General features: G+C 54.1%; 12 protein-coding genes and 4 pseudogenes. 6 read left to right on the forward strand and 10 right to left on the reverse strand.

What is annotated here, in order from left to right:
* Positions 1 to 12: 12 nt before the first annotated feature.
* Positions 13 to 756, reverse strand: coding sequence for an SDR family oxidoreductase (locus QMX84_RS12970; RefSeq protein WP_048386865.1), 744 nt, complete (start codon positions 754 to 756; stop codon positions 13 to 15).
* A 137-nt stretch (positions 757 to 893) separates the two neighbouring features.
* Between QMX84_RS12970 and QMX84_RS12975 the strand changes: the two genes are divergently transcribed.
* Complete coding sequence (locus QMX84_RS12975; RefSeq protein ID WP_048386862.1) at positions 894 to 1,781, forward strand: AraC family transcriptional regulator; 888 nt, start codon at positions 894 to 896, stop codon at positions 1,779 to 1,781.
* 299 nt (positions 1,782 to 2,080) lie between these two features.
* Here the strand turns inward: QMX84_RS12975 and QMX84_RS12980 are convergent, their stop codons facing one another.
* Positions 2,081 to 2,380, reverse strand: coding sequence for an RcnB family protein (locus QMX84_RS12980; protein WP_282363968.1), 300 nt, complete (start codon positions 2,378 to 2,380; stop codon positions 2,081 to 2,083).
* 447 nt (positions 2,381 to 2,827) lie between these two features.
* On the opposite strand from QMX84_RS12980, the gene QMX84_RS12985 reads away from it, so the two are divergent.
* Positions 2,828 to 3,301: a hemerythrin domain-containing protein gene (locus QMX84_RS12985; RefSeq protein WP_282363969.1), complete on the forward strand. Its 474-nt coding sequence runs from the start codon at positions 2,828 to 2,830 to the stop codon at positions 3,299 to 3,301.
* 226 nt (positions 3,302 to 3,527) lie between these two features.
* Here the strand turns inward: QMX84_RS12985 and QMX84_RS12990 are convergent, their stop codons facing one another.
* Together QMX84_RS12990 and QMX84_RS12995 are read right to left on the reverse strand one after the other, a co-directional pair.
* Complete coding sequence (locus QMX84_RS12990; protein WP_262126762.1) at positions 3,528 to 3,842, reverse strand: hypothetical protein; 315 nt, start codon at positions 3,840 to 3,842, stop codon at positions 3,528 to 3,530.
* Between the two features lie 412 nt (positions 3,843 to 4,254).
* Entirely contained in the window at positions 4,255 to 6,099 is a 1,845-nt protein-coding gene (locus tag QMX84_RS12995) for a tyrosinase family protein (protein ID WP_282363970.1), read from the reverse strand.
* A 372-nt stretch (positions 6,100 to 6,471) separates the two neighbouring features.
* Here QMX84_RS12995 and QMX84_RS13000 point away from each other — a divergent pair, with 372 nt between their 5' ends.
* A complete protein-coding gene (locus QMX84_RS13000) occupies positions 6,472 to 9,705 on the forward strand; it encodes an ATP-binding protein (RefSeq protein WP_282363971.1) in 3,234 nt (1,077 codons plus the stop codon).
* Positions 9,706 to 9,782: 77 nt separating this feature from the next.
* Here QMX84_RS13000 and QMX84_RS13005 read toward each other — a convergent pair.
* Positions 9,783 to 10,582, reverse strand: a pseudogene (locus tag QMX84_RS13005) (hypothetical protein).
* A gap of 173 nt (positions 10,583 to 10,755) precedes the next feature.
* Here QMX84_RS13005 and QMX84_RS13010 point away from each other — a divergent pair.
* Both QMX84_RS13010 and QMX84_RS13015 read left to right on the forward strand, forming a co-directional pair.
* Positions 10,756 to 11,034, forward strand: a complete 279-nt coding sequence (locus QMX84_RS13010; protein ID WP_262126759.1) for a type II toxin-antitoxin system ParD family antitoxin — start codon at positions 10,756 to 10,758, stop codon at positions 11,032 to 11,034.
* Positions 11,034 to 11,348 carry a type II toxin-antitoxin system RelE/ParE family toxin gene (locus QMX84_RS13015; protein WP_282363972.1) on the forward strand — a complete coding sequence of 105 codons (315 nt, stop codon included), beginning with the start codon at positions 11,034 to 11,036 and terminating at the stop codon, positions 11,346 to 11,348. Before QMX84_RS13010 ends, QMX84_RS13015 begins: the two co-directional genes overlap by 1 nt.
* Here the strand turns inward: QMX84_RS13015 and QMX84_RS13020 are convergent.
* Positions 11,345 to 11,491 (reverse strand): annotated as a pseudogene (locus QMX84_RS13020) (tail protein X); the annotation flags it as partial. The gene QMX84_RS13015 and the pseudogene QMX84_RS13020 overlap by 4 nt on opposite strands.
* Between QMX84_RS13020 and QMX84_RS13025 the strand changes: the two are divergent.
* Positions 11,423 to 11,575 carry a hypothetical protein gene (locus QMX84_RS13025; RefSeq protein ID WP_282363983.1) on the forward strand — a complete coding sequence of 51 codons (153 nt, stop codon included), beginning with the start codon at positions 11,423 to 11,425 and terminating at the stop codon, positions 11,573 to 11,575. The pseudogene QMX84_RS13020 and the gene QMX84_RS13025 overlap by 69 nt on opposite strands.
* Positions 11,576 to 11,578: 3 nt before the next feature.
* Here the strand turns inward: QMX84_RS13025 and QMX84_RS13030 are convergent, their stop codons facing one another.
* The 4 genes and pseudogenes from QMX84_RS13030 to QMX84_RS13050 all read right to left on the reverse strand — a co-directional run.
* Entirely contained in the window at positions 11,579 to 11,866 is a 288-nt protein-coding gene (locus QMX84_RS13030) for a hypothetical protein (protein WP_348775197.1), read from the reverse strand.
* A gap of 841 nt (positions 11,867 to 12,707) precedes the next feature.
* Positions 12,708 to 13,607, reverse strand: coding sequence for a hypothetical protein (locus QMX84_RS13040; RefSeq protein WP_282363973.1), 900 nt, complete (start codon positions 13,605 to 13,607; stop codon positions 12,708 to 12,710).
* Between the two features lie 702 nt (positions 13,608 to 14,309).
* A pseudogene (locus QMX84_RS13045) lies at positions 14,310 to 14,435 on the reverse strand (tail protein X); the annotation flags it as partial.
* Positions 14,416 to 14,693 (reverse strand): annotated as a pseudogene (locus QMX84_RS13050) (phage tail protein); the annotation flags it as partial. The pseudogenes QMX84_RS13045 and QMX84_RS13050, both read right to left, overlap by 20 nt.
* Positions 14,694 to 14,716 lie beyond the last annotated feature (23 nt).

Consider the following 14,716-nt stretch of genomic DNA (forward strand, 5'->3'; position numbering starts at 1 on the left):
ATCCTTCTGGGTTCAGATGATGTAGCCGCCCGCGACTTCGAGGGTCTGAGCATTGATCCACTCGCTGTCCTGCGACAGCAACATTGCAATGACGCGCGCGACGTCATCCGGCTCGCCGACTCTGCCCAGCGCAGTTTGCGCGGCCAGCATCGCTTCGAACTCGTCGTTCAATCCCCCGCCCAACTCAGTACGAATGGCACCGGGTGATACGGCATTGGCCCGTATACCCCGCCCGCCAAATTCCTTGGCCATATAGCGGGTCAGCACCTCTAGCCCACCTTTGAATGCCGCATAAGGTGCAACGCCGGCGGTGGCTACACGCGTCGTGGCGCTGGTCAGATTGACGATGCTGGCGTTTTCCGCCAACAGCGGCAGCAATGTTTGAGTGAGGAAAAACGGACCTTTAAGGTGCACCTTGAACAGTCCATCGAACTGCGCTTCGCTGACGGTTGCCAAGGGATTGAACAAACCGTAACCGGCATTGTTCACCAGCCCGCTCAACGTGGTGACAGCCCAAGTCTCGTGCAACGTCTCGACCACTGACTGGCGAAACGCCTCAAAACTGCCAACGTCGGATACATCAAGCTTGAGCGCTACCGCCTTGCCACCCGCCTTTTCGATGCGTTCGACCACCTTGGCGGCCGCCTCTGGATGAGCGTTGTAAGTGAGGATGACCCCCAGACCACGCTGAGCTATATGCTCGGCGGCACTGGCACCGATGCCGCGGCTGCCGCCCGTTATGACGATTACGCTCATATGCTATTCCTCTGTCATTCAAATGTATGACCAGAGTACTTATCGGTCCTGCCAGGAACGTACCTGTTCCTGCTCCAAACCTGCCTGTTTGTGCTTTTCGCTTGCAGGCTGCTGGCACCTGGCCTCAGCATGCCTGTATGGACAATCAACTGAACGAACTCAGGTCACTCGCGGCCACTGCTGAAAATCGCCGTACCGAAACGGGCATCCCCCGTGTGGCCATGGTTCAGGGGGAAATTCCTGAGCACATGCTCGCAGCGGTCTATGACCCGATGATCAATGTGATCCTGCAAGGCAGTAAGAGCATGACGGTAGGGGACAGAACCTTAAGGTATGACCCTGCGACATACTTTGTCATGTCTATCGAGTTGCCCGCTGTGGGCTCGGTACATCCTGCCGAATCCGGAGAGCCCTACCTGGCGGTCAGCCTGACGCTCGACCCAGTGGTGTTATCAGCGCTGTTCAGTGACCTGCCCAAACCTGCTAGCCGTATCGAGAGCAACCCTGGGTTTTCAGTCGCGTCAATGACCAGCGACCTCATGGATGCCTGGGTCCGGATGCTGAGGTTAATGGGTGATCCGGACGCTATCGCTGCCCTGGCCCCGGTTTACGAACGTGAAATTATCTTCCGGGTCCTCCAGGGGCCTCATGGCTGGATGTTGCGAGAGATAGCGGCGCCGGACAGCGCAATGGCGCGTGTAAACATGGCTATCCATTGGATCCGCCGAGACTTCGCGCAGCCCATTGGGGTTGAGCGCCTGGCAGAACGAGCGTCAATGAGCGTCTCGGCGTTCCATCGGCACTTCAAGGCAGTGACCAACCTGAGCCCGTTGCAATATCAGAAACGCGTGCGCCTGCTTCAGGCCAGAACCCTGATGGTGGCAAGCGCGAAGAGCGTCATGACGGCTGCATACGAAGTAGGCTATGAAAGTGCAACACAGTTCAGCCGTGATTATGCAAAAGTGTTTGGGCTTCCCCCTGCGCAAGACGCCAACAGAATTTTAGGCCGCACCAGAGCCCGATAGCGTTTCAGATAACAGTGACTGCCAGCTATGAGAATCCGGGCGATTCAAAGAGCCCGCCGCCGAGCGCAATGCTGTTCACATAAGCGAAAGCAACCCTGTAGCGAGCTAGTCTCGCGATCTTTTGACCTTTTAAAAGCTCGCGAGACAAGCTCGCTACTACAGTTACCCGTACGCATCTCATAAGTGAACAGCATTACGCCGCCGAGCGGGCTTTTCTTTGAGTGGCAGCAACAGTACTGACCTAGCCGAAATGCATGCGCTCTGAAAGAAGCGCACGACCTCAGGCCGGAGCAATTTCATTACTTGTCGACCATCTCTTTAATGGTCCCGGTAGGGACGCTAATCAATATGTACTTGCCCTTGATCTCCACCCACTGCTCATGCTGCTCAGGTGCTTTAAGCTTGCGATTTTTCCAGTCTTTGATTTCCAGGCTCTCACGTTGATATTCAGCCGGGACTATATCGCCAATCTTCATTTCCACTGCGCCGGCACCTGGTCGATCAAGCGTCACGCTAGGCTCATCGGCGGCAAAGGACAGGCTGGACAGTGAGCAAAGCAGCCCGATGGTTAAAGCGGCAAATGGTATTTTGTAAGTCATCAGTTATTCCCTCTGTGGACGTGGCGGAGCGAGTGTGCTGATCAATCCTCTGTCAGACCGGGCAGTGCTAAGGCAGGGCTTTCAGAATCCTTTAGCCCACTCATAGCGGATACGTTGCTGACCCAATCAAGCAGACTTTATGAAGAAGCAACCACATCTGTGCGCTCGCTGGGGTGGTATGAGGTTGACCAGCCTGCACAGGAAGCGTTCATTAAAATCCCGGCTAAGTGAGAGGTAATCCCGCTTGAACAATTGAGCAGGGGTTTATGCATCGTCCAAAAGACAGGATCGGGCATGCTGCATGAGTGCCATTAGCCACCATCTACCGCAACCGACTGAATTAAAGCGAAAAAAAATTCCCGGAAAACTGGCACGGCAAATGCGACAGGCATAGAGACATTGCCGGCAAAGATCGGCACCAGCCATCCGTGATAGTGAGGGAATACCATGAACGCCATCGACCTTCTGAAAGCCGACCACGAAAAAGTAAAAGGCATTCTTAGTCAGTTAAGCGAGTCGACTGATCGGGCCGTCAAGAAACGCACGGAGCTTTTGGAAAAGCTTGAACTGGAAGTAAGCATTCATACCCAGCTAGAGGAGGAAATCCTCTACCCGGCCTATAAAGCTGCAGGCGGTAAAGCTGAGGCTGAAATGTACTATGAAGCCAAAGAGGAGCATCGTACAGTCGACTCCCTGGTACTGCCTGACCTGAAGGGCACAGATCCGACAAGCCCAGAGTTCGCCGGTCGCGTGAAAGTGATCAAAGAACTCTTGGAACACCACATTGAAGAAGAAGAAACCGACATGTTCCCTCACGCGAAAAAGATCTTGGGAAAAGCCAAACTTGATGAGCTCGGGGATCAAATGCTTACTCTCAAAGCACGCCTGAAGAAAAGTTTGACCCCATCGAAAGCTGCTTGATAGTACCTTTTTGATTTAAACCCAAGCCCGCTACTCAGCGGGCTTTCAGTTATGGACCTAATACAAATAAATAGTGGCCGCATGCCACGAATGGTAAAGCTCATCCATAACTTGGACACACCCCAATGAAAGTCTTCGCTACGTTTATCCTGAGTAACCGATATCTACAAACCGAAAAACAGCTCTGCCCAAGACAAAAAAACAGGCAGAGCTATTAAAAATGAAATCAATGCGTAATTAAAACATCATCAATATGATGCAATTGTTCGCCATTGAAGAAAATACTCACCCCTGTAACATTTGACTCGCCAGCAATCTTATAGGTCACTGCTTTATCAGTTAATACGTTCAGGCCGATGTCTTGGGGAACCGTCAATTTAAGATCCAGCCTCAGGTCGAAAGATTTGTCCTGAATCGGGCTAACCTCCAGACTAAGCAAAATGGCCGAGTGAGGAACAGTTACAACACCATCTACCCGAAAAAATTCATCATGGGGCATACGATTAATCTGAGCTTTCCAGTCCTTGGTTTCAATATTCACAATCAATAATCCTTTTGATGTTTATGAGTTCAACTTAAAAATTTAACTGCAGCGAATTAAAAATGCGCCACAACTCCAATCAAAGCAACTCCGGAGTGAACTCTAATAGTAAGAACATCTTTCAGAAATACAATCTAACATCCCATCCAAAAAACAATTACGTAAGCACCCATACCGGGATCGCCTTATCCCCACAATATCCTCCCCTCCTCACTCGCCCCCGCCACATACGGTATCGGTTGCGCTTCACCTGCCCTTGGTTGGTATCTGGCACGGCTTCGACCGTGCCGTTGAGGTGGCCGCAGTCGTTTTGGCAAAGGGTATGAGCGGTTCTGCAGGTCGCCGCCATAGCGTACAAACTCCAAGGTTCAACACACACAACGCTTATCTTAAGACCAGCCAATTGCAGGATCTAGCCCACGACCCGGACCTGCATGCCGTGGATGTGAAGTGCATTGCTTTGCGGCGGCCGTAGACCGCTCAGACTTGCCTTCAGGGCAAGCTTGAGCGCGGTGTTTGGATCCAGTCCGCCGGTGCCATGCAGCCGGCTCAATGCCGCATTCACGCTGAGAGCGAATGAGCCTGCATGGTGCTGTCCATGCTGATCGTTTGCATGCGGCATGCGCATGTCCAGAATTTTCAGCTTACCGATCGATACGGAAGGCGCAGGAGTGCCGCTGTTTGGCATGAGCAGCAGCTCCAACTCCCAGGCACTGGCAGGTACCGGATACTCCATACGAACATCCACCAGCAGCGTAGCTCCATCCCGGTCCAGTGCATCTAGCAGCACCGCAGCGGGGACGTCTACCTGAGCATCTATGGTTTGGTCTGCGCCTATGCTGTTGGCGCTCAATATGGAATCGTACACCGTACCGCTGCGTACCGGCGCCAGTGGCAAGGGGCGCGTCTCCCCCACAATCAACGGATGATAGGAATAGTTGAAACGATCGGCCTGCAGATAGTGCTGGAGCGGGAGGTCGCGTACCGGCGCGGCATACTCATCGCTGAAGAATTCAAAATACTCCCCCGCCCAGGCCTCGAATTGCTCGGGCTCGGGGTGACCAGGAAGGTCTTCGGACGTCTGCATTTCTGTCCACACCTGCCAGAGCCGATCGACATTGGCGTGGTGCAGATAGAACAGCGGATCAATTGGCGAGAACATCGAAAGCATCGTGCCGCCGACCGCGGCATGCACGGAATTATGCGGCAAGCTCTCCAATAAATCCGAGCCGCTGAACACGCTATGGTGCTGTGCCAGTTGGCCACCGAAGCCGACGAATTTTCGCGATGCCAATACTCGGTGAATAGACTCGCCGCTGGTGCCTTGTTTACTATCGTCGTCGAACTCCGGATTGGCCTGGCTAAGATCCCTTGAATTGTTGGGCTGCATAAAATACAGCCGAACCTCCGGGGCGAGGATCTCCAACTCGGTGTAGCCGCGCAGCCCCAACAGCACGCGTTGTCGATCACTGAGTCCGCTCCAGATTCCGTCCAGGGTCTCGTCGAGCTTGTCCCTGAACACATACATGTATTGCTGGAACATATCACTGGTCGGGTCCAGCCCAGCTGAGAAAAATTCCTCGGGCGCGCGCTGCACGTGGGTCCAGTTCCAATACGGAAGTGCGAATGCACTGTTACCGCTCAATTCCCGGCAGATTTTCTCGAACCAGCCAAGATAGATCTGATGCCACGGCAGAAACCACCAGTTTATGTGTGGGCAATCGAGAAGATGGACAAGCGCCTGACGATACCAGTTGCGTGGATCCTGCGGCGGCAGGCGCAACATTGTGGCAATGGCATTGCTGTAGTCCTGCAGAATGCCGACCGGGAAGTCTTGGGCACTGACATCCAGGCGGGTAAATCGTGCGACCCCTGAGCGGGCAGCGGGCAGTGTTTGATTCATCGAGAATAGCGAACTGCTCCCAAGCAGCACGCAAGTGCCAGCAACCCCGGCGCCAACGATAAAACGCCTGCGATTCATGCCATTCATTATCGACCTCCAGATCCAGGCTGAAAAATCGTAAATTTGCGATACCAGCACGGATGCAGATTTGCCATCTGCGTGCCTCCCTGCCAGCAACGCCACAGCGGTGAAACTAACGTTCACCGGCAACGATGAGCGTGAGCGTGTTTCCAATAAATCACAAACAGCGGTCAATCCTTGATCTTGTGCACAGGCCTGCAACCGGGCAAATCGCCGCCGCGGGTCATCCTGCCCCCCACCGATGCGTTGGGGGTAGTGATCAAACTCAACCATGCGCCTGCGGGCTTGGATTTATGCAGTGCGTATACGTCCTACCGCGCGGTTAATCAGGCCTGCCGGCCGGTAGAGTCCCATTTGCAAGGTGTGCTTTCGGCTGCCGCAACAGCATTGCATGCAGGTGTCGCGGAGAAATATCGACAACGTACAAGGCCAAAGGCGACACCCTCCTCTGCCAGCAAAACTCCGCCAGGATTTGTCGAAAACTCTTACACATTCAGCGCTGCGTACTTGTTTGAGCAGATGCCATAAGTGACCCGGCTCACGATTAGCATCACTTTTGCGCGCCGGGCGCCATCAAGCGATGCAACATGCCTGATATCCTCCCTGCCAGGAATCCAAGCCCCAGCGCTTTCAAGGACGTCGTGAATGAATTCGCAAAATATCGTCCGTTATTGGCACGCCGTCGAACTGCTGCAACCTCAGGCAGTCCCAAAGCTGAAAAAGCGCGACAGCGACTACCAGCCGTTTTTCCAAGACATCCCCACCTCGGCACAAATCCTGCCCTGGATGCCAGCCAATCCTCTGAGCCGACAGCGCCTGCCGAACAAACGCGTATGGAGCCACACGCTCTACGCACACCTCTACAACAACCTGGATGTTTCTCGCCAGCTAGAGACTCTCTACGGCGCTGACCAAGGCTACAAGGAGCCACAACAAAGGCTCACCGCCCTGTACGCACTCAAGTTCAACGATCAAGGAATGATGGTGGTTGATAGCTTGGTGCTATCCAGCGAGGCATGGTTCGTCGGCTGCGCCATCAACAAGAAAGATTGGACACGCGGCTTCGAGGAGACCCAGGACTCCCTCCGCGAACAGGCTAAAAGTCTGCTCAGTGGCGTGGTCCACGCTGCTGACCTGTCACGCCTGACAAGCTGTATTCGTCAAACCTTGGGACTCGACAAGTTTTTCGCAGACGAGTCGCGCGAACATCGCTTCCGCTCAGCACCAATCAACCCGAACAAGCCCGAACAAGAAGACGATCCGCTCAACAGTTTCCTGCTAAGCGATTTGGCCGACATGGCCGATGCCCTGGCCCGTGGCGAAACCAGCGAGCCGTTGACCCGCTACTTGAGTCATCACGACACCACTCAGCACCTGCACCTCGACAAGCCCGAAGCAGATCTGGCTCTGATTGATCGCCTCGCCCCCTCGCGCTATGCGACCGGCTGCTGGCCTGCCGAAAGACATTTGGGGTTGGTGCACTCCCAACAACTGGCAGTCAACAGCCTGCTCCAAAACCTCAGTAACAACACCGGCATAATGGGCGTTAACGGTCCGCCAGGTACCGGGAAGACCACCCTGCTCCGCGACCTGATCGCAGCAGTGGTGACACAGCGAGCCGACGTACTGGCCTCGTTGACCAGAGCCTCGGACGCCTTCATCCAGGATGGTCGCGAATCCGCCAACGATGGCGGACGCGAACGCTTTGCCTATCAGCTCAACCCCCGCCTGTTTGGCTTCGAAATGGTGGTAGCCTCCTCCAACAATGGTGCCGTGGAGAACGTTACTCTCGAGTTGCCCCAGCAGGATAAGGTTGACCCATCCTGGCTGCCCGATGCCGAATACTTCAGCGAACTGGGCGAACTCACCAGCGACAAACCGGCTTGGGCAATGATCTCTGCGGCATTGGGCAGCAAAGCCAAACGTACCCAGTTCGTCGATCGCTTCTTCTATGGCAAGCGTCCACCCAAGAAGACCCAAGACGAATCCACACTCTCCCAACCAGAGGCCATCGACAACGGCATCTTGGACGAAGACCTCTACGACGGCGATCCAACGCCCGACGCGTCCGTAGCGAACAACACGCAAGACAAGCCAGCCCCCAAGGGCATGCGCGAATGGTTGTCCGAGCAAGTCCCACAAATGAAGTTGCTCTCGTCCGCCGAAAAAACCAATTTCTGGCGCACCGCCGTAAAGCAATACCAGGACGCCAAGAACGCCGAACAAGCGATACGCACTCAAGTCAGCGATATTCTGGAACGGGTTCAGGCAGTGATCAGCGCCAAAGCCCGAGTACATCAGAAGGAAAAGGAGCGCCAAGTCCGTCTGACCCAACGCAGCGGTCTTGATGACGAACAAGCTACGCTGGAAACACTGCAGCTCACGCCCGCTCGCGAGCAATTGCAACGCGAACTCCAGGCTCTTGAAGCACACCTTGCAAAAAAACCGGGTTTTCTCGCCAACCTATTCAGCCTTTGGGGTGCTCATCGCACGTGGGCAGCTCGGCAACGACTGCTCAATTGCACTTGCAGCTTGGCCAAGGACGCCTTCGACTGTGCGCAACGCCAGGCACAGCGGCTAAGCGGCCGGCTCATCGAACTCAATCAACAATTGGCTAGAGACGAACAGGAGATCAATGAAGCCGTGCTCCACGCCGCCCTGCAACTCGACAAAGCTCGCAGCATTGCTCAGGCGGGCAAGGCCAGGCATGTGCAGGTCTGGCTCGAACAAGGTCAGATCGGCAGAGGCGGCGAGATCGAGCTGCTCGAACCCTGGATAGTCGAAGGCTGGCGTCAGGCTCGGGCACAGGTATTCATCGAAGCGCTCAAGCTGCACCGCGTCTTCTTCCAGATCGAAGCCTCGCGTTTACGCGCTAACCTGGACTTCATCACCAGCACGCTTACTGGCAGTCATTATCGGGGGGTATCCAACTCCGTGGTACGTTCTGCATGGGCCTCGCTGTTCATGGTAGTACCGGTGCTCAGCAGTACCTTCGCCTCGTTCGCCCGCTCCTTCGGTAGCCTTGGCTGCGCAGAGATTGGCTGGCTGTTGGTGGACGAAGCAGGTCAAGCTACACCGCAGGCTGCAGTGGGTGCCCTATGGCGTTCGCGCCGGGCTGTGCTGGTCGGTGATCCGTTGCAATTGGAACCGATCGTCACCGTATCTGATGCCGTGCTCGAACACATGCGTACCCGCTATCAAGTCGATGCACACTGGCTACCCAATCGCCAGTCAGCCCAAACCTTAGCCGACCAGGCCACCCCTTGGGGTCGCATGGCTGGTCCCAAGGATAAGAAACATTGGGTCGGCCTGCCGCTGGTGGTGCATCGCCGCTGTGACAAACCAATGTTCGACCTGGCTAATCGCATCGCCTACGACGGAGCCATGGTCTATGGCACCATCGAGCCTTCTCCCGCCAAAGAAACTCCTGCCGGTCTACTCACCGGCTGGGTGCACGCGAGTGGCCGCTCCTCTGGCAATTGGGTCGACAATGAAGGCAAGGCGCTCGAACGTTTGTTGGCATTGCTTGATAGCGACGGAGTGCCGCTGGATAGCATCGCAGTTATCACGCCCTTTCAGGACGTGCGCAACCAGCTTAGGGATCGATTAGATACCAAGATCGTGCGCGGTACGATTCACACCATGCAAGGTAAAGAGGCTGCAATAATCATCCTTGTCTTGGGTGGGAGCAGTGAAAACGGCGGCGCTCGCGAATGGGCAGTGTCCAAGCCTAACCTGCTCAACGTCGCTGCCACCCGGGCCAAGCGCCGCTTGTATGTGATTGGCGATCGCAATGACTGGAAGCAGCGGAAACTCTTCTGTGACGTTATTGAACTGCTACCAGCTCATCACCAAATGACCACCGACATCCATCTATGACAAATACCTACGCCTTAAGTACTTCTTCTAACCTTTATACCAAATCAGAGAGCGGGATGGGTTTGGGGTTTTGATGGTTAGAGGTCAACGATTTTCAGCGGCACTACAGGCTTCAAACCACTTGCCTTGGCTTTGCCTTGTTCCCCCCGTTGCATTCAACGGTGGTGCTCCAGCCGCTTTGGGTGAAGACCTGCTCTACTGAGTCCACCGGGTATTTACCATCGAGCCCTGTCTTGAAGCCTTGGGCGTTGATGCTGCGCTCGGCGAACAGGTCGGTACGCCCGGGCATTTCCAGTCGCACGGAGGCGGTAGCACGGTTGAAGACTGTCAGCCGAGCTTTAGCCGCTTGTTCGGCGGCAGATTTGTTTGGGTAGATATGCCGGTCGGTGTGTATGGGAGGCAGCCCCTCAGGCGCGTCTTCGTTGTTGTTGAAGTCTGACTCGCTCAGTTGATCAGCCCGGGGCACTTCGGTCGTCTCCGGGCAGATGGGCAACCAACCATTTCGCACTGCCACGTCGTTGACGATGCTGCCCAGGCTGACCCCTTCCCAACTGCCACTGCGTGTGGTTTTTCCGTTGCCGCGCATGTCACTGGCTTTGCCTCGGATCAACAACGTGTGGGGTGGGCCTGACAGTTCAACTTCATCAACGGTGTAACGGCCTAAGCGGGTCAGCGCTGTACCGATATAGCCGAGGAATATCTCGATGCTTGACCCGCGATTTGGCAAGGAGACGGCGCTGTCGCGGTCATCGATGCGCAGTTCGAAGTCGTCGGACTCCATGCCGGGTTTGTCCGTAGTACGTAGTAATAGCAGGAGGTCGTTGATCAACGACGTGATGTCAGCGCCGTCTGCGACGATGCGAAAGGTGGGGGTCATAAGTGCTCCAGACGACAAAAGCCCCGCACAAGGCAGGCCGTAAAGGGCAAAATGGCTGCATTGCGGGCAGCATGTATGGAACATGACCACACGTCATACACTGCCAAGGAGTCGCTAGGTTTGGCTTTGAGGATGGAGTAGGATTAAAACCTGCTCAGCCCGGGAGGCTTATCATGCGCAGCACTCAACAATTCAGTATCACTCTGCCCATTCAGATGGCAGAAGCGGTGAAAGCTAAAGTGGCTGCTGGGGAGTACGCCACTGAAAGCGAAGTCATTCGTGATGGCCTACGAGCGTTGATGGCCCGTGACCGCGCGCTGGAAAGCTGGCTGGTCGGCCAAGTAGCTCCCGCTTACGATGCCCTGAAAGCAGACCCTTCTCGTGCATTAAGCATCGATGAGGTGCGTGCCCGGTTAGCAGCAGAGCATCAGAACGCAACGACCAAATCTTGATGGCGTATTCCATTGAGTATTCACCGGAAGCTTTGGAGCAATTGACGGCGCTCTACCGATTTATAGCCACGGCGGCGTCTCCTGAAGTTGCCAAACGCTATATCGACGCTATAGTGGCCTACTGCGAAGATTTACGAACGTTTCCCCTGCGAGGAAATCAACGCGACGATATACGTCCGGGTCTGCGTATAACGAACTATCGCAAGCGGGCCGTGATTGCTTTTGCCGTTGATGGCAAGCAGGTTTTTATCATTGGCATTTATTACGGCGAGCAAGATTTTGAGACGGCCTTGCTATTCGAGTCCGATGATTAACCCCACAACATCACCCCCTCCTCACTCGCCCCCACCACATCCGGCAAGTGAATCACCACCCCGGCCCGATACGGTTGCACCTCATCAGCCAGCCCTTAGTTGGCATCGAGCTCGGCTTCGACTGTGCCGTTGAGATAGCCGAAGCCAATGGTCAAGCCCAGCGGGTGCTGATGCTGTGCAGGATGGATAGCGCCTATGCGGATGATGCGCTCGCAACCAATGAATGAAAGTTACTCAAGCCAGCCAATACTTTTACCTAGAAGCCACATTACAAACCCTAAGCTAAGCAGCACTATTCCGCCCCACTGTAAAATTACCAATTTACGCTTGAGCAGTATGGGAAAAGTGCTTAAATCGTCCAGGCAAACACGCCCGCGTTTGACGTAAAAACCGGGAAAAGTAACGATCCCTGAAATACTACCGACCAGCAGCAATTTACCCCAAGGGCCACCTTTTCTTAACTGGGTTAAATATGTGACGACAGAACTGTTTTTTAAATGTCGCAACATTAAATCCATTTTGTATATGCAATGCGAAGCGCGATACCTATCCAAGAAAATACGCCGAGAATTACAGCACCACACAGGTATCCGAAGAAAGACTCAGCAGTATTCATTTAATAGCTTCATAGATAACCTCTCCAGCTTTCTCGCCTATAGAGCCAAACACTTCACCGCCAACATAAGATCCTGCCCCCACAACCACCACGCTACAGACTACTGTACCCACCCCGACAGTTGGTACGCCAATCGCTAAACATATCCCGGCGACGGTTGGGGCTGTTAAAAGCGCACCCGCTATTGCCCCCCCTCCAATCCCACCAGCAAATTGAGGTGGAACTAGCAGTACTGCTGGTCGTCAATGTAACCGGTGGAAGGCCCAGCGACTGGAGCCGCGTGGGGTACCGAGCTTATTGGGGACGCCTTGGACGTTGTTGTTTTGTGCCTTTGAGCTTGATGTGTCCAGCACCCAAGAAACTAGACAAATCCCAGCTTGGCCACTACACCAACAAAAACCATAACTACTAAGAGGGTTAGCCCACTCCATTGCAAAATCACTAACTTACGTTTAAGCGCACTAGGAAAGCATCGAAGATCCTCAGCATTAACACTCCCGCGCTTAAGGTAAAAGCTGGGAAATGTTATAACGCTAGAAATACTGCCCACCAACACTAACTTCCCCATGGACCACCTTGCCTAAGTGGAACAAAAGTGTTGAGGAGCGAACTATCTCTCAAATGATCCAGCATCCGATCCATCTGAGTATATGAAAGATGCAAGCACACACCGATCCAAAGAAATATCCCCCCAAAATCGATTAATCCTACAGCCAAAAATATTTTATCTGCTGTGTTAAAACTCATCGGACCATCTCATAAAGTTTATCAGCCATCGCTTCCCCAGCGGCACCACCTAAGGCTCCAGCCGTAAAAGAACCGGTTCCTACCACAAACACACCGCAAATTAATGTTCCAAAACCTGCAGTTGGTACATCCAGTCCAACACACATACCTGCAACCGCTGGGGCTGTTAAGAGCGCGCCCGCTAATGCGCCTCCTCCAACCCCTCCAGCAAAACTACCCGTTTCGGTAAACTTAACTCTCTCGCAAGCCTCAGTATTACCCGCCGAACAAACGTCTTGAACCTTCATGTAAGAGGCAGCTCCACCAATACCCGTGCCAATCCATCCACCATATTTGAGATATTTAGCAGCCTTGGACACACCTTCGATATGGGTGGCGTACCCTGGTATTTGATCGGGGCCTCCCGCTGCCGTCCAGCGATGAACCAAGCTCCGCGCAGAGATGCCAAGCGCACTTTTTAAATTTGGATGGTCCGGGAACCCTATGCCTTTACGGGTTAAAGCGGTCAAGTTCGTGTTGAGTTGTGCCAACAGCCGCTTACGCTCTGCAAAAAATTCTGCTGATCGCAGATGTCCATCCGTTTGGAATGACCGAACGTGCAGCGCTTCAATGTCTTTAAACAGTTTTTTTACGTCGTCCAGGTTCTTGGCAAACATCGCCTCCCCGATCCCGATTGATGTGGCACATTGGGCAAAAAGGGTTTCAATCTCGTCACGATACCGAACCATAAAGTTGGCCTCTTCCGGACTAAGCGCTTTTACCGCCTCATTGGCTTTGGCAGCGGCCGCCATCAATATCGCTTCTTCACGGGTGCATTGCAGGTTGTTGGGATCACTTAACACGATCATCGAACCAGCATTGACAGTGCTCAGTCCGGGGTTGAGTGCATCAAACATGCTCATCACTGCGGGGTATTGCGACGAGAACAGCGCAGCCTTTAACTGATCGACTGTCGTACTTTTGGGAACAACATAGAAGCCCAGCTCTTGCAGTGGCTGCCTGAACTCTGGCTTTGAGACTGGGAGTGGTTCTCTCTCCCGCTCAACGGGCTATGAAAACTGCCGGGCCTGCCTTGCCCCGTAATGTCCGAATACCGACCCAAGTTGTCATCGCTTAACGGACTGAAGGGGTCAGCGTCGACCAACAACAAGTCTCCGTTTTCAACAGCCTCTACGATTTGTTGGTCACTCATTGGCCGACCGAACACATCAACATGAAATAAGTTAAGAGGCGTATGGGGCAAATGCAAAGCAAGCTCGACGTTCGCTTTTGCAAAGAATGGTGATTCTATATTTCTGAAGCTAATTCCGAGTCGTTTGCGATCTTGTCGACGAATAAGGCGCATGCAGTATTTTCCCTAATTAAAACTGACCGCGCCGATTGATGCCGGCCAACGTCTTGAAGAGCGCGGACTGTATCGGCCAGTTCTGCCAAGAATCTGTCAGACCTTTCCTTTAATTGAGAAGGCTTTATCTATTTCATGCTCAGCCATTTAAAAACGATGCCGTTTGGAGTCATCAACCCCACAACATCACCCCCTCCTCACTCGCCCCCACCACATCTGGCAAGTGAATCACCACCCCGGCCCGATACGGCTATACCTCATCTGCCAGCCCTTGGTTGGCATCGAGCACGGCTTCGACTGTGCCGTTGAGGTGGCCGTAGTAGTGTTGGCAGAGGGTGTCGAGCACGTCGCCGATAGCGGTTCTGCAGGTCGTCGCCATAGCGTACAAATCCAAGATAAACCCTTGTTTACGGGGGATGCCGCCTTGCAGGAAGGCGCTTTCTTCTTCGATGTGTTTTAAACACCATCTGCCCAGTACGTCGCCATAGCCAGTGGTCAGGCCCAACGGCTGGAGCTGGGCTCCGATGCTGCGCAGGGTGTCGAGTTGTTTGAGGCCGCCTTTGAAGCCTGGGTAGATCGCACCCTTGAGGGTGATGCGTTCGCTGTCCATGCCGATGGCCTGCTGGGCTGTCCGCTGGTAAATGGAGACTATGCTCAAAG

Origin of the sequence: Pseudomonas sp. PS01297 (assembly GCF_029959305.1) — a bacterium.
GTDB classification, from domain to species: domain Bacteria; phylum Pseudomonadota; class Gammaproteobacteria; order Pseudomonadales; family Pseudomonadaceae; genus Aquipseudomonas; species Aquipseudomonas helleri.